Source organism: Streptosporangium sp. DT93, from assembly GCF_049844535.1.
Classification (GTDB): domain Bacteria; phylum Actinomycetota; class Actinomycetes; order Streptosporangiales; family Streptosporangiaceae; genus Streptosporangium.
In genome coordinates this window covers 211,018-235,705 of sequence record NZ_JBNCLF010000011.1, presented here as the reverse complement: position 1 = coordinate 235,705, position 24,688 = coordinate 211,018, and the positions used below count along the sequence as shown (strand labels likewise).

26 protein-coding genes are annotated in these 24,688 nt (G+C 71.9%); 18 read left to right on the top strand and 8 right to left on the bottom strand.

Annotated features, from left to right (window positions below; all coding sequences use genetic code 11):
* Together ACLQ2R_RS23820 and ACLQ2R_RS23815 are read right to left on the bottom strand one after the other, a co-directional pair.
* Complete coding sequence (locus tag ACLQ2R_RS23820) at window positions 1–948, bottom strand: DUF389 domain-containing protein (protein ID WP_425962719.1); 948 nt, start codon at window positions 946–948, stop codon at window positions 1–3.
* Window positions 949–957: 9 nt separating this feature from the next.
* Window positions 958–1,455 (bottom strand): GNAT family N-acetyltransferase, encoded by a 498-nt coding sequence (locus tag ACLQ2R_RS23815; protein WP_425962717.1) that lies wholly within the window; start codon window positions 1,453–1,455, stop codon window positions 958–960.
* Between the two features lie 225 nt (window positions 1,456–1,680).
* Between ACLQ2R_RS23815 and ACLQ2R_RS23810 the strand changes: the two genes are divergently transcribed.
* The gene (locus ACLQ2R_RS23810) at window positions 1,681–2,169 is read left to right on the top strand and encodes a CAP family protein (RefSeq protein ID WP_425962715.1); all 489 of its coding nucleotides are present in this window, start codon (window positions 1,681–1,683) and stop codon (window positions 2,167–2,169) included.
* 101 nt (window positions 2,170–2,270) lie between these two features.
* On the opposite strand, the gene coaA is transcribed toward ACLQ2R_RS23810, so the two are convergent.
* Window positions 2,271–3,206 carry a type I pantothenate kinase gene (gene coaA / locus ACLQ2R_RS23805; protein ID WP_425962713.1) on the bottom strand — a complete coding sequence of 312 codons (936 nt, stop codon included), beginning with the start codon at window positions 3,204–3,206 and terminating at the stop codon, window positions 2,271–2,273.
* A 124-nt stretch (window positions 3,207–3,330) separates the two neighbouring features.
* Here coaA and glmS point away from each other — a divergent pair, with 124 nt between their 5' ends.
* Window positions 3,331–5,172, top strand: a complete 1,842-nt coding sequence (glmS, locus tag ACLQ2R_RS23800) for a glutamine--fructose-6-phosphate transaminase (isomerizing) (RefSeq protein WP_425962711.1) — start codon at window positions 3,331–3,333, stop codon at window positions 5,170–5,172.
* A gap of 442 nt (window positions 5,173–5,614) precedes the next feature.
* The gene (locus tag ACLQ2R_RS23795) at window positions 5,615–7,030 is read left to right on the top strand and encodes a PhoX family protein (protein ID WP_425962709.1); all 1,416 of its coding nucleotides are present in this window, start codon (window positions 5,615–5,617) and stop codon (window positions 7,028–7,030) included.
* 170 nt (window positions 7,031–7,200) lie between these two features.
* On the opposite strand, the gene ACLQ2R_RS23790 is transcribed toward ACLQ2R_RS23795, so the two are convergent.
* Window positions 7,201–7,626, bottom strand: coding sequence for an SDR family NAD(P)-dependent oxidoreductase (locus ACLQ2R_RS23790; protein ID WP_425962707.1), 426 nt, complete (start codon window positions 7,624–7,626; stop codon window positions 7,201–7,203).
* A gap of 59 nt (window positions 7,627–7,685) precedes the next feature.
* On the opposite strand from ACLQ2R_RS23790, the gene ACLQ2R_RS23785 reads away from it, so the two are divergent.
* From ACLQ2R_RS23785 to tsaD, 10 genes are all read left to right on the top strand, one after another.
* On the top strand, window positions 7,686–8,036 hold the full coding sequence (locus tag ACLQ2R_RS23785; RefSeq protein ID WP_425962705.1) for a holo-ACP synthase: 351 nt from the start codon (window positions 7,686–7,688) through the stop codon (window positions 8,034–8,036).
* Window positions 8,037–8,046: 10 nt separating this feature from the next.
* Entirely contained in the window at window positions 8,047–9,537 is a 1,491-nt protein-coding gene (locus ACLQ2R_RS23780) for an NAD(P)H-hydrate dehydratase (protein WP_425962703.1), read from the top strand.
* The gene (gene alr, locus ACLQ2R_RS23775; protein ID WP_425962701.1) at window positions 9,534–10,661 is read left to right on the top strand and encodes an alanine racemase; all 1,128 of its coding nucleotides are present in this window, start codon (window positions 9,534–9,536) and stop codon (window positions 10,659–10,661) included. The genes ACLQ2R_RS23780 and alr overlap by 4 nt, the downstream gene beginning before the upstream one ends.
* 20 nt (window positions 10,662–10,681) lie before the next feature.
* Window positions 10,682–11,791: an alpha/beta fold hydrolase gene (locus ACLQ2R_RS23770; RefSeq protein ID WP_425962699.1), complete on the top strand. Its 1,110-nt coding sequence runs from the start codon at window positions 10,682–10,684 to the stop codon at window positions 11,789–11,791.
* Between the two features lie 47 nt (window positions 11,792–11,838).
* Window positions 11,839–12,291: a tRNA (adenosine(37)-N6)-threonylcarbamoyltransferase complex ATPase subunit type 1 TsaE gene (gene tsaE / locus ACLQ2R_RS23765; RefSeq protein WP_386236490.1), complete on the top strand. Its 453-nt coding sequence runs from the start codon at window positions 11,839–11,841 to the stop codon at window positions 12,289–12,291.
* A gap of 414 nt (window positions 12,292–12,705) precedes the next feature.
* Window positions 12,706–13,320: a hypothetical protein gene (locus ACLQ2R_RS23760; RefSeq protein WP_425962697.1), complete on the top strand. Its 615-nt coding sequence runs from the start codon at window positions 12,706–12,708 to the stop codon at window positions 13,318–13,320.
* Between the two features lie 6 nt (window positions 13,321–13,326).
* Window positions 13,327–13,881 (top strand): class F sortase, encoded by a 555-nt coding sequence (locus ACLQ2R_RS23755; protein WP_425962695.1) that lies wholly within the window; start codon window positions 13,327–13,329, stop codon window positions 13,879–13,881.
* Window positions 13,882–13,937: 56 nt separating this feature from the next.
* Window positions 13,938–14,714 carry a tRNA (adenosine(37)-N6)-threonylcarbamoyltransferase complex dimerization subunit type 1 TsaB gene (gene tsaB / locus ACLQ2R_RS23750; RefSeq protein ID WP_425962693.1) on the top strand — a complete coding sequence of 259 codons (777 nt, stop codon included), beginning with the start codon at window positions 13,938–13,940 and terminating at the stop codon, window positions 14,712–14,714.
* Between the two features lie 17 nt (window positions 14,715–14,731).
* Window positions 14,732–15,163: a ribosomal protein S18-alanine N-acetyltransferase gene (gene rimI, locus ACLQ2R_RS23745; RefSeq protein ID WP_425962774.1), complete on the top strand. Its 432-nt coding sequence runs from the start codon at window positions 14,732–14,734 to the stop codon at window positions 15,161–15,163.
* Window positions 15,156–16,187, top strand: coding sequence for a tRNA (adenosine(37)-N6)-threonylcarbamoyltransferase complex transferase subunit TsaD (gene tsaD / locus ACLQ2R_RS23740; protein WP_425962691.1), 1,032 nt, complete (start codon window positions 15,156–15,158; stop codon window positions 16,185–16,187). The genes rimI and tsaD overlap by 8 nt, the downstream gene beginning before the upstream one ends.
* A gap of 100 nt (window positions 16,188–16,287) precedes the next feature.
* On the opposite strand, the gene ACLQ2R_RS23735 is transcribed toward tsaD, so the two are convergent.
* The gene (locus tag ACLQ2R_RS23735; protein ID WP_425962689.1) at window positions 16,288–17,355 is read right to left on the bottom strand and encodes an alkene reductase; all 1,068 of its coding nucleotides are present in this window, start codon (window positions 17,353–17,355) and stop codon (window positions 16,288–16,290) included.
* Window positions 17,356–17,463: 108 nt separating this feature from the next.
* On the opposite strand from ACLQ2R_RS23735, the gene ACLQ2R_RS23730 reads away from it, so the two are divergent.
* On the top strand, window positions 17,464–18,006 hold the full coding sequence (locus tag ACLQ2R_RS23730) for a MarR family winged helix-turn-helix transcriptional regulator (RefSeq protein ID WP_425962687.1): 543 nt from the start codon (window positions 17,464–17,466) through the stop codon (window positions 18,004–18,006).
* Here the strand turns inward: ACLQ2R_RS23730 and ACLQ2R_RS23725 are convergent.
* Together ACLQ2R_RS23725 and ACLQ2R_RS23720 are read right to left on the bottom strand one after the other, a co-directional pair.
* A complete protein-coding gene (locus ACLQ2R_RS23725; RefSeq protein WP_425962685.1) occupies window positions 17,974–19,209 on the bottom strand; it encodes a hypothetical protein in 1,236 nt (411 codons plus the stop codon). The genes ACLQ2R_RS23730 and ACLQ2R_RS23725 overlap by 33 nt on opposite strands.
* Before the next feature lie 240 nt (window positions 19,210–19,449).
* Window positions 19,450–20,616, bottom strand: a complete 1,167-nt coding sequence (locus ACLQ2R_RS23720; protein WP_425962683.1) for a class I SAM-dependent methyltransferase — start codon at window positions 20,614–20,616, stop codon at window positions 19,450–19,452.
* Between the two features lie 243 nt (window positions 20,617–20,859).
* On the opposite strand from ACLQ2R_RS23720, the gene groES reads away from it, so the two are divergent.
* The 4 genes from groES to ACLQ2R_RS23700 all read left to right on the top strand — a co-directional run bounded on the left by groES (window position 20,860) and on the right by ACLQ2R_RS23700 (window position 24,295).
* Window positions 20,860–21,171 (top strand): co-chaperone GroES, encoded by a 312-nt coding sequence (gene groES, locus ACLQ2R_RS23715; RefSeq protein ID WP_362798174.1) that lies wholly within the window; start codon window positions 20,860–20,862, stop codon window positions 21,169–21,171.
* Window positions 21,172–21,263: 92 nt separating this feature from the next.
* Window positions 21,264–22,883, top strand: a complete 1,620-nt coding sequence (groL, locus tag ACLQ2R_RS23710) for a chaperonin GroEL (protein ID WP_425962680.1) — start codon at window positions 21,264–21,266, stop codon at window positions 22,881–22,883.
* Window positions 22,884–23,307: 424 nt separating this feature from the next.
* Window positions 23,308–23,946, top strand: a complete 639-nt coding sequence (locus ACLQ2R_RS23705) for a sigma-70 family RNA polymerase sigma factor (RefSeq protein WP_386236619.1) — start codon at window positions 23,308–23,310, stop codon at window positions 23,944–23,946.
* A gap of 82 nt (window positions 23,947–24,028) precedes the next feature.
* Complete coding sequence (locus ACLQ2R_RS23700) at window positions 24,029–24,295, top strand: hypothetical protein (RefSeq protein ID WP_425962678.1); 267 nt, start codon at window positions 24,029–24,031, stop codon at window positions 24,293–24,295.
* Here ACLQ2R_RS23700 and ACLQ2R_RS23695 read toward each other — a convergent pair.
* The gene (locus ACLQ2R_RS23695; RefSeq protein ID WP_362798165.1) at window positions 24,256–24,633 is read right to left on the bottom strand and encodes a DUF5319 family protein; all 378 of its coding nucleotides are present in this window, start codon (window positions 24,631–24,633) and stop codon (window positions 24,256–24,258) included. The two genes, ACLQ2R_RS23700 and ACLQ2R_RS23695, sit on opposite strands and share 40 nt — an antisense overlap.
* Between the last annotated feature and the right edge of the window lie 55 nt (window positions 24,634–24,688).

Genomic DNA, 24,688 nt, shown 5'->3' with positions numbered 1-24,688 from the left:
TCAGCGGGGGCCGGGGCGGGCCGGGAGCCGTATGCCGAACCGGGACCAGTAGGCCTTCTGGACCAGGAGCGTCGCGACACCGGAAATGGTCATTCCCGCGAGGTTCACCCCGAACTGGAGGGCGGAACCGGCCATGTCGTCCCAGCGGGAGAGCGCGGCGGCGACCGCGAAGTAGCCGGCGGCGGGGACCGTGGTGACCGAGATGAAGACGCCGACCAGGGCCGAGGACTTGCCCGCGGTGACCGAGAGCACCCCGGCCGCCCCGGCGAGCAGCGCCACGATGAACGACCACCGGTCGGGCTTGACGATGAACTCGATCTCCTCGTGCCCGTTCAGCGAGTCGACGTCGATCCAGCCGAGCCAGCGCGCGGCCAGCGCGAAGGCGAAGGTGATCACCACGGCGGTGGCGAACCCCAGGGCCAGGGTGCGGAGCGCGCGGCCGATCAGGTGGCGGTCGACGTTGATCAGGCCGAAGCCGATCGCCGCGACCGCGCCGAACTCCGGCCCCATCACCATCCCGCCGATGATGAGGATCGGCGAGTTGACGATCACGCCGATCGCGACGAGCAGCGTGGCGATCGTCAGGAACGCCATGAAGGCCCAGGTGAGCCGGATGTCCTCCTCCAGCCGCTGGGCGAACTCCGCCCAGACCACGGCGTCGTCCCCGTCGCCGGGCGCCTCCTCCTGGGCGCGGTCGGCCACCTGGGAGATGGACAGGTCGATCTGCTCGGCCGCGATCGACCCCTCGGTGTGCAGGCCCAGCTCCTGCAGCCGGTCGATCACCTCGTTGGCCGACTCCCTGGCGATGTCGAACTGCACCAGGTCACCGGCGGGGGAGCGCGCCGCCCCGGGGAACACGACGATGTTGACGACGCCGACGCACTCGTCGAGCACCTTCAGCACCTCGCCGGACAGCTCCGCCGGGCTGATCACGCGTAGATGTAACACGGGCCAACCCTAGGACAACGGCTTGCGCATGCGGACGCGGCCGAGGGTCTGGTCGTCCAGGTGCACGGTCTCGACCTCGTCCCGCAGGTAGCCGAGACGTTCGAAGACCGGCGCGGCCCGCCAGGAGGCGTGGGTGACGAGCTCGGTGACCCCGTCGGCCCTGGCCGCCTCCTCCACGGTCTCCAGCAGCAGCCGGGCGACGCCCCGGCCGCCGTGCTCGGGGCCGACGAACAACTGGTCGACCTCGCCCCGGCACAGCCGGTCCACGGGCCGCAGGGCGACGGTGGCGAAGCCGGCCACGCGCCCCTCGTCGAGGGCCACGAAGGCGGCCGTCTCGGTGATCATCCAGAGGTGGCCGTCGAGGCTGCGCCGCCGGGACCAGGCGGCCCGCTGCCCGGAGGTGTAGTGGGCGGCGGCCGAGACCTCGATCGCCCTCAGGCTCAGCTCGTACAGGTCGTTGGCGTCGCGGGGGACGGCGCGTCGCACCGTCGGGGCGGGGGTCGGCATGGGGGCGGCCCTTTCGGGTGGACGGGGCGGCGACGTAACGCACAGTTCCGACTTGACTGCATATTGTCCGATATTGGACACCGGTTGGGTCTGTCGGATTCCTGTGGACGGCAGAGGATGAGGAGCGGACGGCCCGCAGGTCGAAAGCCGTCTCACGCCGACAGGAAGCAGCGATGAACAGCGATCGCGATTCGGCGTGTGATCCTACGCTGCAGAGGATGCCCCATGTCAGGTACCCGCCCCGCCCTGCCCGACGCCACCACCCCGGAGTTCCAGGCCGAGGCACTCGCCGAGGCCAACGCCTACCGCGCCAAGCACCACGCGCCCCCTCTGGTCCTGGACGCCGAACTCAACGCCTACGCGCTGGAGCGGGCCCTGTCCCGTTCCGAGCAGGAAAGGCTCGCGGCCGGTCACACCGGCCTGCGCGCGCAGACGGGAGAGAACATCTTCTGGGGCGGCGACGCCGAGGCCCTGCCCGGATCCAGGGCGGTCAAGAAGTGGTACGACGAGATCTCCGCCTACGACTTCGCCGCCGCCCAGTTCTCCTCCGGCGCCGGTCACTTCACCCAGCTGGTGTGGAAGGCCAGCACCAAGGTCGGCATCGCGCGCGTCGCGGGCCAGCCGGGTGAGTACTTCGAGACCTACATCGTGTTCGTCTTCGAGGAGCGCGGCAACATGAAGGGCGCCTTCGCCGACAACGTCCTGCCCGCCTGACCGATCGACGGCCGTACCGTCCCGCCCGCCCGGCATCGGGCGGGGCGGCACGGCCGCCGGGACGTTCAGGGGGCGGACAGGCCGGTGGACCGGCCGGCGGGTCAGACGCGGCGGAGGGTGACCCGCCTGATCGAGTGGTCGGAGCCCTTGTGCAGCACCAGGTCGGCCCGGCCCCGGGTGGGGGCGATGTTCTCGACGAGGTTGCGCTCGTTGATGTCGCGCCAGACGTTCCTGGCGAAGTCGGTCGCCTCCTCCTCCGACAGGTCGGCGAGATACCTGAAGTAGGACTTGGGGTCCTCGAAGGCCGTCCGCCGCAGCTCGTGGAAGCGGCCCACGTACCAGTCGCGGATGTGCTCGACCTTGGCGTCCACGTAGATCGAGAAGTCGAAGAAGTCGTTGATGGCGAGCGCGGTGGGCGGGGCGGGCTGGAGCACGTTGAGGCCCTCGACGATGAGGATGTCGGGGCGGCGCACGGTCTGGACCGCACCGGCGACGATGTCGTACTCCAGGTGGCTGTAGACCGGGGCGGTGACCTCGGGCAGGCCCGCCTTCACGTCGGCGACGAACCTGACCAGGGCCCGGCGGTCGTAGCTCTCCGGGAAGCCCTTGCGGTGCATGATCTCGCGGGAGGTGAGGACCTCGTTGGGGAACAGGAAGCTGTCGGTGGTGATCAGGTCCACCCGCGGGTGCTCGGGCCAGCGGGCCAGCAGGGTGTGCAGCAGCCTGGCCGTGGTCGACTTGCCGACCGCGACGCTGCCGGCGATGCCCAGCACGTACGGGGCCTCGCGCCGGCCGCCGCCGAGGAAGGTGTTCAGTGCCGCGCTGCGCTGCCGGGCGCCGGTGAAGTGCAGGTTGAGCAGGCGGGTGAGCGGCAGGTAGATGTCGGTGACCTCCGCCAGGTCGATCGGGTCCTCGACCCCGCGCAGCTCCTCCAGCTCGCCCTCGGTGAGCGTGAGCGGCGTGTTCCTGCGCAGCTCGCTCCACTGGGTTCGGCTCAGCTGAACGTACGGGGTCGCGATGTCCGGACCGTTGGCCATGGTGCAAGAGCCTACTGATCGGGCCGGGGCGCGCTCCCGCCGGGGCGCCGGGCGGGATTCTTGGGCTGCGCTGGGGGTTCTCCAGAGGTGAGGCGGCCGATCTCTCAAGGAAGGGGGGGTGGCCATGTGCGGGATCGTGGGATACACCGGACGGCGGCAGGCGATCGAGGTCGCGGTCGAGGGGCTGGGGCGGCTGGAGTACCGGGGCTACGACTCGGCGGGGGTGGCCCTGGCGGGACCCGGCGGCCTGGTCGTGGAGAAACGCGCGGGCAAGCTGGCCAACCTCCGCTCGGCGCTGCTCGCCCGGCCCGCGCCGGCGGCCACGGCCGGGATCGGGCACACCCGCTGGGCCACGCACGGCGCCCCGACCGACCGCAACGCCCACCCGCACACCGACTGCACCGGGCGGATCGCGGTCATCCACAACGGGATCATCGAGAACTTCGCGGTGCTGCGGGCCGAGCTGGAGGACGCGGGGCACCCGCTCGTCTCCGAGACCGACACCGAGGTGGTGGCCCACCTGCTGGAGGAGTTCGCGGCCGGTGGCCTGGCCGAGGCGATGCGCCGGGTCTGCCTGCGGCTGGAGGGGGCGTTCACGCTGCTGGCGATCTCGGCCGACGAGCCCGAGGTGGTGGTGGGCGCGCGGCGCAACTCGCCGCTGGTCGTCGGCCGGGGGGAGGGGGAGAACTTCCTCGGCTCGGACGTGGCGGCGTTCATCGCCTACACGCGCGAGGCGGTGGAGCTGGGGCAGGACCAGGTGGTCGAGCTGTGCCCCTCGAAGATCACGGTCGTCGGCTTCAACGGCATGCCGGCCGAGACGCGCGACTACCACGTGGGCTGGGACGCCGCCGCCGCCGAGAAGGACGGCTACGACCACTTCATGCTCAAGGAGATCGCCGAGCAGCCCCGGGCGGTCGCCGACACGCTGCTCGGCCGGGTCGGCCGGGACGGCCGGCTGGTGCTGGACGAGATGCGGCTCTCGGACCAGGAGCTGCGGGACATCAACAAGATCATCCTGGTGGCCTGCGGGACCTCGTACCACGCCGGGCTCATCGCGAAGTACGCCATCGAGCACTGGGCCGGGCTGCCCTGCGAGGTCGAGGTGGCCAGTGAGTTCCGCTACCGCGACCCGATCCTCGACCGCGACACGCTGGTGGTCGTGATCAGCCAGTCCGGCGAGACCATGGACACGCTGATGGCGGTGCGGCACGCCCGCGGGCAGCGCTCCCGGGTGCTGGCGATCTGCAACGTGAACGGCTCCACGATCTCCCGCGAGTCCGACGCCGTCCTCTACACGCACGCGGGCCCGGAGGTCGCGGTGGCCTCCACCAAGGCGTTCCTGACCCAGCTCGTCGCCTGCTACCTGGTGGCGCTCTACCTGGCACAGGTGCGGGGGACGAGGTTCGGCGACGAGATCACCCAGATCGTCGACCGGCTGGCGCAGCTGCCGTCCAAGGTGAGCGAGGTGCTGGCGACCGTCGAGCCGGTCCGCGCGCTGGCCAGGTCGCTGGCCGGTGAGCGGTGCGTGCTGTTCCTGGGGCGGCACGTGGGCTTCCCGGTCGCGCTGGAGGGGGCGCTCAAGCTCAAGGAACTGGCCTACATGCACGCCGAGGGCTTCGCCGCGGGCGAGCTCAAGCACGGCCCGATCGCGCTGATCGACGCCGGGCTGCCGGTGGTGGTCGTGGTCCCCTCCCCGACCGGTCAGCGGGTGATCCACGACAAGATCGTGTCCAACATCCAGGAGATCCGCGCCCGGGGCGCCAGGACCCTGGTCATCGCCGAGGAGGGCGACCTCGCGGTCGAGCGGTACGCCGACACGCTGATCCACATCCCGGCGGTGCCGACCCTGCTCCAGCCGGTGGTCGCCACGGTGCCGCTCCAGGTCTTCGCCTGCGAGCTGGCCACGGCCAAGGGGCACGACGTCGACCAGCCCCGCAACCTCGCCAAGTCGGTCACGGTGGAGTGATCCCGGTCCCGCGGTTCCCCGTGATCCCGGGGCCGCGCCGCCGGCCACCGTGAACGACCCCGGTCCCGCGGTTCCTCACGATCCCCGGACCACGCCGCCGGTCACCCGGAGTGACCCCGGCCCCGCGGTTCCCCGCGGATCGTGGAGCGTGCCATCGGTCGCGGCGGGGTGATTCCGGTCCCGCGGTTCCTGCCGGCCCCCGGGGTGCACCAAAAGACACCTTGACACCAAGGGCATCATAAGCACCTTTAGCGCCAAAAGCCTCAAAAGCACCAAAAGGTTCTAATGCGTCAATTGCCATGATGGACGTCGATGATGCCGAAAACCGGCACAGAAGGAGTCGCTTACCTTTCCGGATGATTAATTATTCATAAATGCCCTATAGCGGTCCTCCGGAACAGATTAACGTTGCGTGAACATATCTGATCCAAAGGAGCAACAGATGGATCGTCGCCGTTTCCTCGCCCGCAGCACCGCATTGGCGGCGATCGGGGTGGCCGGACCCTTCGCCGGAGTCGCACGAGCGGGACAGAGCGGCCGGACCCGCCCCGGGGGCGGCTACGGGCCGCTGGTGCCGATCCCGGACGAGCGGGACGGCGCGGTCCGGCTCCACCTCCCCTCCGGCTTCCACTACCGCTCCTTCAGCGTCGCCGGCGACCGGTTCACCGACGGCTCGATCGTCCCCTCGCGGCACGACGGCATGGCCGCCTTCCGCGGGTCCGGCACCAACGCGATCCTGGTCCGCAACCACGAGGTCAACGGGCCGATCGGCGCGTTCGGCGACCCGTCCAAGGCCTACGACCCCGTGGCCGGCGGCGGCACCTCCACGCTCCAGGTCAGCCGCTACGGCGTGGTGCTCTCCTCCGCCCCCAGCCTGACCGGCACCCAGATGAACTGCTCGGGCGGGCCGATGCCCTGGGGCGCCTGGGTGAGCTGCGAGGAGACCGTCAACGGGCCGGACGTGGGCAACGACCCCACCGGACAGGACAACAGCAGGCTCACCCAGAAGCACGGCTACATCTTCGAGGTCCCGATCGACGGCCGCGGCCGCGTGCCGATCAGGAGCGCCGGGCGGTTCGCCCACGAGTCGGTCGCGTTCGACCCGCTCACCGGAGCGCTCTACATGACCGAGGACGACTTCCTCTACCCCTCCGGCTTCTACCGCTACCTGCCCCCGAGGAACCCGCTCGCGGCGGGCCGCATCCTCGACGGGGGCAGGCTCCAGATGCTGGCCGTGCAGGGCGTCCCGAACAAGGACCTCTCGCTCGGCCAGCCCGCCGGGGCCTCCTACGCGACGACCTGGGTGGACATCGACGACCCCGACCCCACCTTCACCGGCCCCACCACCTACGCGACGGCCATGCTGGCCGTCTCGACCCAGGGCAGGGCCAAGGGGGCGGCGCACTTCTCCCGGCTGGAGGGGGCGGTCAGCCACCACGGAACGATCTATTTCGTCTCCACCCAGGGCGGCGCGACCGCGCCCGGCGACACCCCGCCCGACGGCTTCGGCAAGGGACGCGGCCAGGTGTGGGCGTACGAGACGTGGAGCGGCCGGCTCAAGCTCGTCTACGAGTCGCCGGGCTCGGTCACCCTGGACCTGCCCGACAACATCACCGTCAGCCCCCGGGGCACCCTGGTCCTGTGCGAGGACGGCTCCGACGGCAACTACATGCGCGGCCTCACCGGCAGCGGTGAGATCTTCGACTTCGCCTGGATGGTCCCGGTCAGCGGCGACTCCGGTGCCGAGTTCGCCGGCTCGACCTTCGGTCCCGGCGGTTACACCCTCTACGTCAACGCCCAGGCGTCCCAGGGCATGAGCTTCGCCATCTGGGGCCCCTGGCAGCGCGGGGGCTTCTGACCCGCGACCCTCTCCGGCGGCGGGAACGAGAAGTCCCCGCCGCCGGGGAGGGGCCCGGCCGGTTCTTCGGGAAGGCCGGCCGGGTCACCGGCGGGGAGTGGCCGCTCTCCCGGGGGCGGCCGGTCCGTCGGGAGGGAAGACGACCGGCTCACCGGGACAGGGCACCCGGGTCACCAGGGGAAAGGGCCGTCCTCGCCGCCGAACGTGCCGGTCGGGCCGTCGGCGCCGACGGTCGCCATGCGCACGGCCACCGCCGCGCCCTGGGCGGCCGTACGGCTCCCGGTGTGGCCGGTCATGTCGGTGGCGCAGTGCCCGGGATCGACGGCGTTGACCAGGATCCCGGAGCCGCCCAGCTCGTTGGCGTAGAGCACGGTGAGCGCGTTGAGCGCGCTCTTGGCGGAGTTGTAGGCCAGCATCGCCCAGTCGGCGTTGATGCCGTCCCTGGTCGCGGTGAGGGACAGCGAGCCCAGCCGGGTCGTCATGTTGACGATCCTGGCGTCGCCGGAGGCCCGCAGCAGCGGGATCATCGCGTGGGTGACCGTGACGGCCCCGAACACGCCGACCTCGTAGGTGGCCCGCATGTGCGCGGCCGTCACGTCCCCGGGCGGGTCCCCGGCGGCGTCACGAGCCCGGCGCGCTCTCCTACCCTGGGAGGGTGATCATCGGTATCGGCGTCGACGTCGTGGACGTGGCCAGGTTCGCGGCGACGCTGGCGCGCACGCCCGCGCTGCGGGCACGCCTGTTCACCGTGGCCGAGGGCGCGCTGGCCACGGAGTCGCTGGCGGCCAGGTTCGCCGCCAAGGAGGCCGTCGCCAAGGCGCTGGGCGCGCCTCCCGGGCTGGCGCACCTGGACGCCGAGGTACTGCGCGGGGAGCACGGCCGGCCCGAGCTGCGGGTGACCGGCCGGGTCGCCGACGTCGCCCGCGACCTGGGCGTGACCCGCTGGCACGTCTCCCTGACCCACGACGGGGGCGTCGCCGTCGCCTACGTGATCGCCGAGGGATAGATTCGGTGGAATGCGGACCGCGTACACCTCCGACCAGATCAGGGCGGCCGAGGCCGCGCTGATGGCGACCCTGCCCGAGGGGGCCCTGATGCAGAGGGCCGCCGCCGGGCTGGCGGTGGTCTGCGCCAGGATGCTCGGCGGCGTGTACGGCTCCCGCGTCGCGCTGCTCGTCGGCGGCGGCGACAACGGCGGGGACGCGCTGTACGCCGGGGCCCGCCTGGCCGCCAGGGGCGCCAGGGTCGAGGCGATCGCGGCGGGCGCGCGCGTCCACACGGCGGGCCTGGAGGCCCTGCGCCGCGCGGGCGGCAGGATCGTCGACCCCGAGGGCGCGGCGGCCCGCGCGGTGCTCGCCGCGGCGGACCTGATCGTGGACGGCATGGTCGGCATCGGCGGGAGCGGGGCGCTGCGGGAGCCGTACGCGACCCTCGCCCGGCTGGCGGGCGAGGCGCCCGGCGAGGTCGTCGCGGTGGACGTGCCCAGCGGGGTGGACGCGAGCAGCGGCCAGGTGGAGGGCGCCGCGGTCCCGGCCGACGCCACCGTCACCTTCGGCGCCTGGAAGACCGGGCTGCTCGTCGACCCCGGCCGCGGGCACGCGGGACGGGCCGAGCTCGTCGACATCGGCCTCGGCCCCCACCTGCCCGACCCCGACGCGACCGCGCCGGAGGACGCCGACGTGGCGGCCCTGCTGCCCAGGCCGGGCGCGACCTCCGACAAGTACCGACGGGGCGTCGTCGGGATCGCGGCCGGCAGCGAGAGCTACACCGGCGCCGCGGTGCTGGCCGTGGGCGGGGCCCTGCGGGGCGGGACGGGCATGGTCCGCTACGCCGGGACCGCCGAGCCGGTGGCCCAGGTACGGGCCCGCTGGCCCGAGGCGGTGATCACCACGCTCGCCCCCGGCGAGGGCGTCGAGCGGGTCGGCCGCGTCCAGGCCTGGGTGCTCGGCCCGGGGCTCGGCACCGGCGACGAGGCGCACGCCGTGGCCCGCTCGGTGCTGGCGAGCGACGTGCCGGTGCTCGTCGACGCCGACGCGCTGACGCTGCTGGCCGCCGACAGGTCACTGCTCTACCGCTCCGCGCCCGTCCTGATCACCCCGCACGCGGGGGAGCTGTCCCGGCTGCTGGACGTGCCGCGCGACCGGATCGAGGCGTGCCGCCTGGAGAACGTGCGGCGGGCCGCGATGGAGCTGGGCGTGACCGTCCTCCTCAAGGGCTCCACCACGCTCGTCGCCCAGGAGGGGCGGCCGGTCGGCGTCAATCCCACCGGCAGCCCCTGGCTGGCCACCGGCGGCACCGGCGACGTGCTGGCCGGCCTGGCGGGCGCCCTGCTGGCCGCCGGTCTGGACGCCTACGACGCCGCCTCGGCCGCCGCCTACCTGCACGGCATCGCCGGGCGCGAAGGCCCCCTGCCCGCCGCCGACGTCGCCCAGGCCCTGCCCGGGGCGGCTCGTGGCCTGGTCAACGGGCCTGGGAGGGTCGTACCACCTGCGAGACTGAGGCGATGAGCTTCCCGACGACTCCCGCAGAGGCACGGGTGGATCTCTCGGCGATCCGCGAGAACCTGGCGCTGCTCGCCGGCCACGCCCCCGGTGCCGAGATCATGGTGGCGGTCAAGGCCGACGCCTACGGGCACGGCCTGGTCCCGGCGGCGCGGGCCTGCCTGGAGGGCGGGGCCGGGCGGCTGGGCACCGCCTTCGTCCGCGAGGCCCTGGAGCTACGGGCCGCGGGGGTCACCGCGCCGATCCTGTCGTGGATCATCCCGCCGGGGGAGCCGCTGGAGGAGGCCGTGGCCCAGGACGTCGAGCTGTCGGCGTCCGGCCCCTCGACGCTCGACGCGATCGCCGACGCCGCCGCCGCGACCGGGCGGCAGGCCCGGGTGCACCTCAAGGCCGACACCGGCACCTCCCGCGGCGGCGCGCCGGTGCGGGACTGGCCCGCGCTCCTGGACCGGGCCCTGGCCAGGCGGGCCGAGGGCACGATCGAGATCGCCGGGCTCTGGTCCCACCTCGCCTGCGCCGACGTCCCCGGGCACCCGTCCGTGGCGGGCCAGCTCGCCGCCTTCGACGAGGCGCTCGGGATCGCGGAGAAGGCGGGCGCCGGCGGGTCGCACGTGATCAGGCACATCGCCAACTCGGCGGCGATCCTGACGCTGCCGCAGGCCCGCTACGACATGGTCCGCCCCGGGATCGCGGCCTACGGGCTGAGCCCGGTGCCCGAGCTGGGAGGCTTCGGGCTCCGTCCCGCGATGACGCTCGTGGCGCGGATCGCGCTGGTGAAACGGGTGCCCGCAGAGTCCGGTGTGTCCTATGGGCACCTCTATGTTACGGATAGGGAAACCACGCTTGGCCTGGTCCCGCTCGGGTATGCGGACGGGGTCCCGCGGCACGCCACCAACCGGGCGGAGGTGCTGGCGGGGGGCCGCAGGCGGCGGATCGCCGGGCGGGTCTGCATGGACCAGTTCATGATCGATGTGGGAGACGATCCGCTGGCGGAGGGCGACGAGGTGATCCTGTTCGGCGACGGTTCGCGCGGCGAGCCGACCGTCCAGGAATGGGCGGATTCCCTTGGCACGATCACGCATGAGATCGTGACCGGGATCGGTTCGCGGGTCCCACGCGTTCACCGGTGAAGGGCATTCCAGGGGGGCTGATGAGTACGACCAGACGGCGCAGGGCCGGTGTCGCGGGCGCGATCGTCGGTGTGGCGTCCGCGGGGGTGGCCGCGGCGGCCCTCGCCAAGCGGTACGCCGTCGGCCGCATCAGGCTCCGCCCCGACCTGGAGGCCAGCGAGCCGCTCGGCGAGCTGCGCGGCCGCCCCACCATGATCTCCGCCTCCGACGGCGTCCCCCTGTACGCCGAGGTCGACGGCCGCGAGGACGCCCCGTTGACCGTGGTCCTGTGCCACGGCTACACGCTGAATCTCGACTCCTGGCACTACCAGCGGCGCGACCTGCGCGACTCCTACCGGCTGGTGCTGTGGGACCAGCGCTCCCACGGGCGCTCCCCGCGCGTGCCGACCGATGACAACTCGATCGACCGGCTCGGCGAGGACCTGGCCGAGATCATCGAGGCGCTGGTGCCCGGCCCCTGCGTGCTCGTCGGCCACTCCATGGGCGGCATGACGATCATGGCCCTGGCCGACCGGCGTCCCGAGCTGTTCGGCGACCGGATCAGGGGCGTGGCGCTGATCTCCACCTCGCCCGGCAGGCTCGGCGAGATCTCCCTGGGCCTGCCCGCGCTGGTGGCGAAGGCGGTGCACACGGTCACGCCGGGCGCGGTGTCGATCCTCAGGCGCGGCGGCACGCTGGTCGACAAGAGCCGCCAGGTCGGCAACGACGTGGCCTTCCTGGCCCTGCGCCACCTCGGGTTCGCCGACTCCAAGAACGTCAGCCCCACGCTCGTCGACTTCGTCGAGTCGATGATCCGCTCCACCCCGTTCGAGGTGATCGCCGAGTTCTACCCGTCGCTGGTCTCGCACGACAAGATGAACGCGCTGAGTGTGCTGAACGGCGTGCCCACCGCCATCATGGTCGGTGACGAGGACTGGCTGACGCCGGTCGAGCACAGCAGGGAGATCGCCAAGGCCCTGCCGCAGGCACGCTTCACCGAGATTCCGGGCAGCTCGCACCTGGTCCAGCTGGAACGGCCGACCGCCGTCAACGACGCGCTGCGCGACCTGCTCAAGCGGGCCGCGGCCGACCTCGCCGCGGACGGCGACACCGGTGACGGCGCCACGGCGGCGGGGACCGACAGGGACTGACAGGGATTCACAGGGATTCACAGGGACCGACAGGGAGTGACGGGGCAGTGAGAGACGTGGCGACCGCCGAGGAGATGCGGGAGCTGGGCGAGGAACTGGCGGCGCTGCTGCGGCCGGGGGACCTGGCCGTGCTGTCCGGCCCGCTGGGCGCGGGTAAGACGACCCTGGTGCAGGGGATCGCCACCGGCCTGAAGGTCCGCGGCCCGATCACCTCGCCCACCTTCGTGATCGCCCGGGTGCACCCCTCGCTCTCGGGCGGCCCGCCGCTGGTCCACGTCGACGCCTACCGCCTCGGGGGCGACCTGGAGGTCGACGACCTCGACCTGGACGCCTCGCTGGAGGAGTCGGTGACCGTGGTGGAGTGGGGCGAGGGACTGGTGGAGGGGCTGGCCGAGGACCGGCTGGAGATCGTCATCGGCCGGGGCGCCGCCGAGGGGGCGGGCGAGGGGCGTACCGTCGAGCTCCGCGGCGTCGGGGCACGCTGGAAGGGCGTCGTCTGACCCACCGCCGTCTGACCCACCGCCGTCTGACCCACCGCCGTCTGACCCAGCGTCGTCCGAACCACCGTCGTGGGAACCAGCGCTGTCCGAAACACCGTCGTCCGGGTCACCGTCGCCCGAACCGCTGCTGTTCGGACGACGGTGTCCGGATCCCCGCGGCCCGGGTCGTCGCCGTCCGGACCGCTGTCGTCTGAATCGCCTACGGGGGCGGGGAAATCCTGTCACGCTGGCACTACTCCCCATTGGTCTAGATCGTCTGGCCTGATGATCGACTGTTGCGGGTTTGCCCATGTTTAATGGGGAACAGGTGGGTCATCGTGCCGGGCGAGGGTCGTCGGCCGGAGGGCGAAGTGGAGTTCGACGGTGCCAAGCGTCAAGCGTGTCGCGATTGCAGGAGCCATCGTCCTTTTCGGGATGACCGCAGCCGGATGTACGGCCGAGGCCACCTCTGAGGGCAGCCCGACGGGCACACCCACCCCCACCCGGTCCGACTTCGGCATCAGCCGTCAGGACATCGAGGTCCAGCTCCAGCCGGCCCGCGCCAAGGCCGGTCAGAAGGTGTGGATCCTGGCGAACTGCCCGATCCCGCAGGGAGGGCCCGAGCACCGCGGCACCGCCTCCTCCCGGATCTTCCGTACCCCGGTGACCCTCGACCCGATCCTGGCCACGCCGACCCCGGACCCCGCGTCCACCGCGACCCCGACGCCGCGCCCCTGGGTGCGCGGCCAGGCCACCGTCGCCGCGGGCACCGCCGTCGGCGTCTACGAGATCAACGCCAGGTGCGAGGGGACCAACGACACGGGCACGACCAACCTGCGGATCGTGGCCGACACCGAGCCGAGCCCCGCCCCCACCTCAAGGCCGACCAGGACGATCATCAGCACCGAGGCGCCCGGCACCGGCGGCGGCGGCACCGCGGCCGGAGGTCCCGAGGACTCGGGCGTGCCGATCGGCACCACCGGGGTGCTGCTCGCCGTGGCCCTGGCGGGTGGCATCGGCGTCGCGGTCGTACGTCGCCGCCGCTCATAGCCTCCGATGGCCGATTCAACCCGCTGGTCCAGGATCATCCTGGCCGGGGTCGTCACCGGGGTCGTCATGGTCGCGATCAACGGCAGGGGCGGGGAGGAGGAGAAGCCGCCCGCCCGCGCCTCGGTCGCGCCCAGCCGCATCGACATCCCGTCCCTGGGCATCAAGGCGCCCCTGATGAAGCTCGGTGTGAGCGACGGCAGGGTCGAGTTGCCGCCGTACGAGAAGCCGAACGTCGCGGGGTGGGTCACCGGCAGCGCGGTCCCCGGTGACAAGGGGCCCGCGGTGATCCTGGGGCACGTGGACACCAAGACCGCGCCCGCCGTCTTCTACCGGCTCAAGGACATGCGGCAGGGGCAGGTCATCAAGGTGGTGCGGAGCGACGGCAAGGTCGCCCAGTACCGGGTGGACACGATCGAGCAGATCAGCAAGAACCGGTTCCCGGCCGACAAGGTCTACCTGGAGGACGGCCTGCGGCTCATCACCTGCGGCGGGACCTTCGACTGGGACGACCACGAGTACGAGGACAACCTGATCGTCTACGCCACCCTGGTCGAGACCTGAGCCCTCGCGGCACGGGGAGGCATGAGCCCTCGCGGAACGGACTAGGCTAACTGTCCGTGCTGGTCCTGGCCTTTGACACCGCCACCCCCGCCGTCACCGCAGCGTTGCACGACGGCGAGAGGGTCCTCGCCGAGTCGACCACGGTCGACGCGCGCCGTCACGGCGAGCTGCTCGTGCCCACGATCGAGACGGTCCTGCGGGAGGCCGGGGTCTCGCTCGGCGACGTCACCGCCGTCGTCGCCGGCTCCGGGCCCGGTCCCTACACCGGCCTGCGGGTCGGCCTGGTGACCGCCCAGGCCCTGGCGACGTCCCTGGGCGTCCCGGCGTACGGGGTGTGCACGCTCGACGCCCTGGCCTACGGAAGCGGCCTGGACGCGCCGTTCCTGGTGGCCACCGACGCCCGCCGCAAGGAGGTCTTCTGGGGCCACTACGCCGACGCGCGCACCCGGCTGTCCGACCCCGCGGTGGACCGGCCCCACGACCTGCCGGGGGAGATCCCGCTGGTCGGCGCGGGCGCGCGGATGTACGCCGAGATCCTGGGCGCCTCCCGGCTGGTGGACGCGCCGGAGTACCCCTACGCCGGCGCGCTGGCCGCGCTGGCCGCCGCCGCGCTGACCGAACGGGACGCCGCGCCCACCGAGCCGGGCATCGCCGGGACCACGGGTACCGGCGCACATCCCGCGTCCGACGACCGTCCGGAGCCCGACGGCCGTCCCGGGCATGACGGCCGTCCCGGGCAGGGTGGTCACCCCGTGCTGGGGCCGCCCCTGCCGATCTACCTGCGCCGCCCCGACGCCCGGGTGCCCGCGCCGCCCAAGAAGGTCTCCACGTGACCGCGGTGCTCCGCGTCATGACCCCGGACGACCTGCCCGCGGTCATGGAGATCGAGCACGCGACCTTCCCCGCCGACGCCTGGAGCGAGGGCATGCTCCGCGGCGAGCTCGACGACCAGCCAAGGACCAGGCACTACGTGGTGGCCCTGGCCGGCGACGTGATCGTCGGCTACGCCGGGCTCGCCGCGGCGGGCGACCAGGCCGACGTCCAGACCATCGCCGTACTGGCCGGGTGGCGCAGGGCCGGCATCGGCGGCGCCCTGCTGACCGAGCTGCTGGCCGAGGCCGCGCGCCGGGGCGCCGTCTCGGTCTTCCTCGAGGTGCGCGCGGACAACCCGGACGCGCAGGCGGTCTACCACAGGTTCGGGTTCGAGCGGATCGGCCTGCGCCGCCGTTACTACGAGGACGGCACCGACGCGATCATGATGAGGAAGGATCTCCATGAGTGACGAACCGGTGGTCCTGGGCATCGAGACCTCCTGCGACGAGACGGGCGTGGGCATCGTCCGGGGGCACACCATGCTGGCCAACGCCATCGCCTCCAGCGTCGAGCAGCACGCCCGCTTCGGCGGGGTGGTGCCCGAGGTCGCGTCCAGGGCCCATCTGGAGGCGATGACCCCGACCGTGGACCGGGCGCTGGAGAAGGCGGGGCTGCGCCTGGCCGACATCGACGCGATCGCGGTCACCGCCGGGCCCGGCCTGTCCGGGGCGCTGCTCGTCGGCGTCGCCGCCGCCAAGGCGTACGCGCTGGGTCTGGGTGTGCCGTTGTACGGGGTCAACCACCTGGCCGCGCACGTCGCGGTGGACCAGCTGGAGCACGGCGCCCTGCCCAAGCCGAGCATCGCCATGCTGGTCTCGGGAGGGCACTCGTCCCTGTTGCTGGTGCCCGACGTCGCCAGGGAGGTCATCTCGCTGGGCTCCACCGTGGACGACGCCGCGGGCGAGGCGTTCGACAAGGTGGCGCGGGTGCTCGGCCTGCCGTTCCCGGGCGGGCCGCACATCGACCGGGTGGCCCGCGACGGCTCGGGAAGCGCCATCGCCTTCCCCCGCGGCAAGTACGAGGACGGGACGCTCGACTTCTCCTTCTCCGGCCTGAAGACCGCGGTGGCCCGGTGGGTGGAGGCCAGGCAGAAGGCCGGGGAGCCGGTCCACGTTCCCGACGTGGCGGCCTCGTTCCAGGAGGCGGTCGTGGACGTGCTGACCCGCAAGGCCCTGCGCGCGTGCGCCGAGCACGGCGTCGGGGACCTGCTGATCGGCGGCGGTGTCGCGGCCAACTCCCGGCTGCGGGCGCTGGCGCGGGAGCGCTGCGAGGCGGCGGGCGTGCGGCTCAGGGTCCCCAGCCCCGGCCTGTGCACCGACAACGGGGCCATGGTGGCGGCCCTGGGGTCGGACCTGGTGGCGGCCGGTGTGGCGCCGTCGCCGCTGGACATCCCCGCCGACTCCTCGCTGCCCGTCACCACCGTCCACGTGTGAAGGGCCCCCGCGTCGTCCGGCGGGGTCCACGCCGAGGCCGGGCAGCTCGACCGGGCCGCCCTCCCGGCTCCCTCCGGGGATCCGCGTCGTCCGGCGGGGTCTACGCCGACGCCGGGTGCAGGGGCAGCAGCGGGTAGTCGGTGTAGCCCCGGTGGTCGCCGCCGAAGGCCGTGGCGAGGTCGGCCTGGTTGAGCTCGGCGCCGAGTCGCAGCCGGAGCGGCAGGTCGGGGTTGGCCAGGAACGAGGAGCCCAGCGAGACCAGGTCGGCGCCGCGCTCCAGGGAGTACGCGATCCTGGCGGACGGGTCGGTGATCGAGGGGACGTTGAGGATGAGGGCGTTCGGCCACGTCCTGCGGATCTCCCGGTCGAGCTCTTCGGAGACGCCGCCCACCAGGTGCAGGTAGACCAGGTCGAGCGCGGCGAGCTCGGCCACCAGCGCCGGGTAGACCTCGTGCGCGTCGTCCTCCACCAGGTCGCCGCTGCCGGTGGCGGGTGAGAGCCGGATGCCGACCTTGGAGGCGCCGATCCGGTCGGCGACCGCCCGCGCGGTCTCCACGGCGAAGCGGATCCTGTCGGCCACCGACGACCGGCCGAAGCGGTCCTCGCGCAGGTTGGCGTTCTGCGACAGGAACTGGTGGATGAGGTAGCCGTTGGCGCCGTGCAGCTCGACCCCGTCGAAGCCGGCCTCGACGGCGCGGGCGGCGGCGTCCGCGAAGTCCTGGACGGTCGCCTCGACCTCTGCGGTGGTCAGCTCGATCGGGGTGAGGTGGTCCTGCATGCCCGCGGGCGTGAAGATCTGCCCCGCCGGCCGTACGGCGGAGGGGCCGACCGGCACGGCGCCGGTGTTGTCGGGGTGGCCGATCCGGCCGGAGTGGATGATCTGGGCGAAGATCCGGCCGCCCGCCGCGTGCACGGCGTCGGTGACCTCCCGCCACCCGGCCACCTGCTCGTCGGTGTGCAGCCCGGGGGTGTCCATGTAGCCCTTGCCCGCCGGGCTGGGCTGCGCGCCCTCGGTGACGATCAGGCCGGCGGAGGCCCGCTGGGCGTAGTAGAGGGCGGTCAGGGAGGAGGGGATCCCGTCGACGTAGGCGCGCGAGCGGGTCATCGGGGCCATCACGAGCCGGTTGGGGAGCTGGAGGCCGCCGAGCGTGAACGGGGAGAAAGGCATGACGTTTCCCTTCTTGGCTGACCAACTTGGCCAACCAATGGTCATTTGTACAACTTGGTCGGCCAACATGCAAGCGGTAGTCTCGACAGGGACGGAAAGGACCCGGACATGACGGAGCCGCGGATCGACACGGTGTACGAGACAGGCGGAAGCTGCGACGCGACGGACGGGGACTGCGGCGGAGTCGAGGAGAGCCTCAACTGCCTGATGGTCGTCACCGGCCGCGACCACCGCGTCCTGCTCGCCAACCTCCTCGCGGAGATCGAGCTGTACCCGGGCCAGGAACGCGTGCTGGGCGCGCTGGAGGAGCACGGCCCCCGGTCGCAGAACGCGCTGGCCAGGATCGTCGGCGTCGACGTGTCCACGATGACCAAGACGCTCCAGCGACTGGAGCGCAGCGGGTTCGTCAGCCGCAGCCCCTGTCCGGGCAACCGGCGGATCAGCATGGTCGAGATCACGCCCGCCGGGCGCGCGCTCCTGCCCGAGGTGGAGCGGGTCATGGCCGAGTTGCACCAGCGGATGACCCGGGGGCTGAGCGACGAGCAGGTCGGGCAGCTCTCGTCCCTGCTCAAGACCGTCAAGGACAACCTCTGCCGCGAGACGTACGCCCCGGAGCCCTCAGCCCTTGTCGGTTCTCACCGGGCGCAGTAACGCCTCGGCGAGGGCCAGCATGGTCTCCTCCAGGGACCCCAGGCGGCGGGTCAGGTCGGCGTGCGCGGGCTCCACGGTCTCGCTCAGCACCTCCGAGAGCTGCTCGCGGTCGGGCCGGGCGCGGACCATCTCGGCCAGCGGGGCCAGCGCGGCCTCGGCCCGCCGGGCGCGCTCCTCCAGGGAGTCGAAGCGCCCCCGCTGCTCGGTGGCCTGGGCGCCGATGAGCACGTCGAGCCCGAGGATCGCCGGCAGGAAGCCGACCCGCTCGTCCAGGCTCTCCAGGCGCTCGGCGGACTTCTCCGCGTGACCGTCCAGGGTGGACAGGCGCGAGTCGATGACGTCCATCCGGCCGGTGACCCGGCCCTCGATGTCGTCGAGGCGCTCCTCCAGGGTGTCGAAGCGCCCGCCGGCCGCGGCCCGGTGGCCGTCCAGGCGGTCGATCCGGTTCTCGACGGCCGCGGTCCGCTCGTCGATCCTCGGCACGACCTGGTCGACCCTGCCGCTCACCTGGTCGACCTTGGCGTTGACCTGGTCGAGGGCGGCCAGCACCCGGTCGGTGGCGGTGCCCAGGGCCTGCTGGAGGCTCGTCGACGCCTCCAGCATCCCCGCCTCGACACGCCCGGTGCGCTGGGCCAGGTCGGCCAGCGCCCGGTCCAGGCGGCCGAACCGGTGCGCCGCGACGCCCATGTCGGCCTGGAGCCTGGCCAGGTGCTCGGCCAGCGCGCGCACCTGCTCGTCGACGCCCTGGGTGCCGTCCGAGATCGCGCGCAGGCGGGACAGGGCCTCCTCCACGCCCTCGCCCATGGCGCCGAGATCGGTCCACAGGCCCGGCAGGTCGCCGACGCCCGAGACCCGGTCGCGCACCGCGTCGACGCGCCGGCCGACGGCGTCGACGTGGTCACGGACCGACTCGACGTGCTGCGCCAGGCCCTCGGCCCAGGTGGGCGGACGGGCGGTGATCTCGTCCAGGCGGCCGTTGACGGATTCGAGGGTGCCGTTCAGCCCGCCGATCTCGCGTTCCCTGACCTCGCGGAGCAGCCACTCCATGCCCTCCAGGCGCTGGCGGATCTCGTCGAGCACGGCCCCCTGGGTCCGCTGCTCGTAGACGTGGTCCTGGGCCGCGCGGGCGAGGAGCTCGCGCATCCGGTCGGAGATGGCGGTCTGGCTGCCCGCCTGGAACAGGGCGTGGTCGGAGTGGTCCACCGAGGACTCCTTCACTCGCCGACGGTCGGCCGCGCGGTGGGATGTGGTCAGTTTGCCAAGGAATATTGTGAATACTCAGGAATAGCAAGAAAACGACAGACAATGCCAAGGGACGTGACGAACCGCAGGCGGGAGAGGACTCCCGTCCCGAAACCTTAGCCGCTGGACCGGCGTTTTCCAGCGGCGAGACTAAAAGATGGGAATTGCCGGTTGGCTGGAAGAATTAACTATTTTGGCTGGTCAACCGGGGGCGCACACGAAGGCGAACGGCCGCTCCCCGATCCGGGTGAGAATGACCGTCGCGGATTCACCCCCGGTCAGCCGGAGGTCTTTCCTGAGCCGGTCGACGTCCACCGCGGAACCGCGTTTCTTGATCGTCACGTTCCCGGCGCCGCGCTCGCGGAGCACCGCCCTCAGGCGCTTGAGCGAGAACGGCAGCGTCTCGTGGACCTCGTACCGGGAGGCCCACGGCGTGCCGACCGCGTCGTCGGCGGTGATGTAGGCGATCTGCGGGTCGAGCAGGCGCCCGCCGACCGAGGCGGCGATCTCGGCGACGAGGTGGGCGCGGATCGCCGCGCCGTCGGGCTCGTAGATGTAGCGTCCCGCCGGGCCGGTGGAGGGGGCGCCGAGCGCGGGGTCGGGCGTCATCGTGACGCCGGACGGCAGCAGCGTGGCCCGGCGCGGCGCCGTGCCCGCCAGGCCGCCGCACCAGATCACCGCCTCCTTGACGTCGCCGCGCCAGGAGACCCACTCGGTCTCGGCGCCGTCGGGGAGGAGGTCGTAGGGGATGCCGGGGGCGACCTTCAGGCAGGCGGAAGGGGCGCGCGAGACCATCTCCAGCACCGCCGGCCAGGGCGGGGAGTACCCCATCGGGTCGAAGGTCCTGCCCCGGGCCGTACGGCGGGCGGGGTCGGCGAACAGCACGTCGAAGGCGGCCGGGTCCAGCGCGGAGGCGTCGGCGGCGCGGACCGAGACCCGCATCCCCAGGCCCAGCGCGTCCGCGTTGGCCCGCGCCACCGCGGCGGTGAGCGGGTCGGCGTCCACGGCCTCGACCACGCACCCGGCCCTGGCCAGGGCCAGCAGGTCGCCGCCGATGCCGCAGCAGACGTCGGCCACCCGCGAGCCCGCCGGGATGCGGCGCGCCCGGTGGTCGGCGACCTCGCGGCGGGTGGCCTGCTCCAGGCCGGCCCGGGTGAAGTACATCAGGGCGGCGTCGGCGCCGAACTTCTCCCCGGCGCGTGCCCTGAGCGCGGCCTGGGTGAGCGCCGCCGAGGTCAGGTCGGCGTCGTAGGTCCGCCTCAGCCGGGTCACCGCCGCCACCGGGTCGTCCCCGGCGGTCTCCGCCGCGGCGGCGAGGGCCTCCTGGCCGCGCGGGGTGAGCAGCTCCCGGAATGCGTCGAGATTCACACCGGCCGACGCTACCGCCTTCCACGACGGGCCTCACGAGGGGTTTTCCTCCCGGTTCGCCTTCCGCTCCAAGCGCAGAAGGGCGCTTCGTGTTGACTGTCAAGGCCTCCTTGCATACTGTTCCGTATTGGCACTCTCCCCGTGAGAGTGCCAAATCAATGCGACGAGGCAGGTCTGACACCCGCGACGGCAGACCGCTGGTCGCCTCTTCTAGATCGTTCACATCTGAAGGGGAGGTCCGACGTGACGACCGCCACCAAGGTTCCCGTTAAGCCGCTCGGCGACCGCATCGTGGTCCAGCCGCTTGAGGCCGAGCAGACCACCGCTTCCGGTCTGGTCATCCCGGACACCGCCAAGGAGAAGCCGCAAGAGGGCAAGGTCCTCGCGGTGGGTCCCGGCAACTGGGACGACGCAGGCTCGAAGCGTGTTCCGCTCGACGTCAACGAGGGCGACGTGGTCCTCTACAGCAAGTACGGCGGCACCGAGGTGAAGTACGGCGGCGAGGAGTACCTCGTGCTCTCCGCCCGCGACGTGCTCGCCATCATCGAGAAGTAGATCTCGCTTCACAAAAAGATGACGTATCGAGCCCCGGGTCGCGACAGCGCCCGGGGCTTTGATGCGCCGACGTACTTATAGAGAGGATTGTCATGCCGAAGATCCTGTCGTTCGAAGAGGACGCGCGCCGAGCTCTCGAGCGCGGCGTGAACGCTCTCGCGGACGCGGTCAAGGTGACGCTGGGCCCGCGTGGCCGCAATGTCGTCATCGACAAGAAGTTCGGTGCGCCCACCATCACCAACGACGGTGTCACCATCGCCCGCGAGGTCGAGCTGGAGGCGCCGTACGAGAACCTCGGCGCGCAGCTGGCCAAGGAGGTGGCGACCAAGACCAACGACGTCGCCGGTGACGGCACCACCACCGCGACCGTCCTGGCCCAGGCCATGGTCCGCGAGGGCCTGCGCAACGTGGCCGCCGGCGCCCAGCCGCTCTCCCTCAAGCGCGGCATCGACATCGCCGCCAAGGCCGTCAGCGACAGGCTCATCGAGTCCGCCCGCCCGGTCGAGGACAAGAAGGAGATCGCGCACGTCGCGACGATCTCCGCGCAGGACGCCAAGATCGGCGAGCTCATCGCCGAGGCGTTCGACAAGGTGGGCAAGGACGGTGTCATCACCGTCGAAGAGTCCAACACCATGGGCCTGGAGCTGGAGTTCACCGAGGGCCTGCAGTTCGACAAGGGCTACCTGTCGCCGTACATGGTGACCGACCAGGAGCGCATGGAGGCGGTCCTGGAGGACCCCTACATCCTGATCACCCAGGGCAAGATCTCCTCGGTCGCCGACTTCCTGCCGCTGCTGGAGAAGATCGCGCAGACCAAGAAGGCCCTGCTGGTCATCGCCGAGGACGTCGAGGGCGAGGCCCTGGCCGTCCTGGTCACCAACAAGATCCGCGGCACCTTCACCTCGGTCGCGGTCAAGGCGCCCGGCTTCGGTGACCGCCGCAAGGCCATGCTGCAGGACATCGCCATCCTCACCGGCGGCCAGGTCGTCAGCGAGGAGATCGGCCTCAAGCTGGAGCACGTCGGCGTCGAGGTGCTGGGCACCGCCCGCCGCGTCGTGATCACCAAGGACTCCACCACCGTCGTCGACGGTGCCGGCGAGGCCACGGCGATCTCCGACCGCGTCAAGGAGATCAAGCTCGCCATCGAGCAGTCCGACTCCGACTGGGACCGCGAGAAGCTCCAGGAGCGGCTGGCCAAGCTCTCCGGCGGCGTCTGCGTGCTCAAGGTCGGCGCGGCCACCGAGGTGGAGCTCAAGGAGAAGAAGCACCGCCTGGAGGACGCGATCTCGGCCACCCGCGCCGCGATCGAGGAGGGCATCGTCTCCGGCGGTGGCTCCGCGCTCATCCACGTCTCCAAGGCCCTGGACGACCTGGGCCTGACCGGGGACGAGGCGACCGGTGTCTCGATCGTCCGCAAGGCGCTCGTCGAGCCGGCCCGCTGGATCGCCGAGAACGCCGGTCTCGAGGGCTACGTCGTGACGGCCAAGGTCACCGAGCTCTCCGTCGGCCAGGGCTTCAACGCCGCCACCGGCGAGTACGGCGACCTGATCGCCCAGGGCGTCATCGACCCGGTCAAGGTCACCCGCTCGGCCGTCCAGAACGCCGCCTCCATCGCCGGCATGCTGCTGACGACCGAGGCCCTCGTGGTGGACAAGCCCGAGGACGAGGCTCCGGCCGCCGCCGGTGGTCACGGCCACGGCCACGGTCACTGATCGGTCTCCGCTCACCCGCGGCCCGCGTTCCCTTCGGGGGGCGCGGGCCGTTCGTGTTCCGCCCGCGTGCGGCCCGTGTCCCCGCCGGTGACCGAGGCCGGGGGCCGGGGCCGGTGACCGGGAGCGGGGATCGGCGGCCGGTGGCCGTTCGTGTTCCGTGCCCGGCGGTCGGTTCCGTGCCCGGCGGTAAGTTCCGCGCCCGGTGGTAAACCGAAAGCGGTCTCAAAGCGTCACGGAGCGTCCCGTGGTTTGGAAGATCAAAAGCACTTCTGTCAATAGGCGCCACATTTTGGCAATCGAAGGAAATATTCCTACATACCGTAGTCGATATCGCCCCCCCGTGATTACGCGCCGTTATCACCGCCTCAATGTGACCAATCCGTAGCCGTTTGCCATGACGACAGTCACTATCAGGGCGGGCATCATGCCTAACGTGACCGAGGGATGCGTCGCCGACGCCAAAAATGGGGTGAGGCTTGCGACGAGGTCCGATGGGGTCGCCCACAGGGATGATCTCAAGGACCTGACAAGCCTCGCCGTTCAGGGGGATCGCACCGCGATCGAGGCTCTGATCGCGCACCTGCGGCCGATGGTCGTCCGTTACTGCCGTGGTCGTCTGGGCCGGGTCTCCGGTCAGTATCACATCGCGGACGACGTGGCCCAGGAAGTGTGCATCGCGGTGCTGTCCGCACTGCCCCGCTACCGTGACATGGGACGCCCGTTCGCGTCCTTCGTCTTCGGCATCGCGTCCCACAAGGTGGCCGACGCGTTGCGCAGCTCCGTGCGGTCCGCCGTGCCCACGCAGGACCTTCCGGACGGGCCCGACGAGGGGCCGGGGCCGGAGGAGACCGTGGTGCGCTACATCGAGGCCGAACACGCCCGGCGGCTGCTGTCGCGGCTGCCGGACAACCAGCGGGAGCTGCTCATGCTCCGGGTGGTGTCGGGCCTTTCCGCCGAGGAGACCGGTAATGTACTTGGTATGTCACCAGGTGCGGTTCGTGTCGCTCAGCACAGGGCGCTGGCCAGGCTTCGGGCGATGGCGGAGCTGGAGTCGATAGCTTGACCGCGGAGCCGCTGAGCAGGGGCCGCGAGCGGAGACCTGAACCGCGGGACGGGGCTCGCGACGACCCGGAGCGAGAACGATCATGACAACGGTTCACCCGCGACGTCCGGCCCGCAGGTACGGGCCGGACGAGGATCCGGCCGTGGCCGAGACCGAGGCCGTCATCGAGGCACTCTCCCGAAGGGCGCCGGTCCCCGCCTCGAAGACCTCAAAGACCTCGAAGGTCTCGAACGCCGCGAAAAGTTCGAACGCCGCGAAGGCCCCGGACGCCGCGATCGCGCTGCTGGCCGCCCTGGCCGACGACGTGGATCAGCGGTGTTCCTCGGTGTCGATCACACCGTCCACGTAACCCCGGGCGTACTCCCAGCTCACGTAGTCGGTGGGGTTGGGCTCGTAGGCGGGTTCGTGCACCTGCGGCTGACCGTTCTCGATCATCTGACGCAGGTTGCCGCGGAGCAGTTCCCAGTCGAAGTAGTGCTGTTCGCCGCACTCGGGACAGTCGAGCACCAGGCCGAGCACGCCCTGCGGCTCCAGCAACGAGCGGAAGACCTCCACGTCGGCGAGGTCGGTCATGGCCTCGTCGCGCTCGTCCGTGGTGAGCGGCTCGGGATCGTCGGGATCGCCCAGCGCCGCCGCCGGGTCGTCGGGGTCATCCGCGAACGGGTCGCGGGGGACATCGTCGAGCACGATCCCACCTTATGGCCTGGATGTGACAGAGAGGCATGGAACTGCACGAGTACGA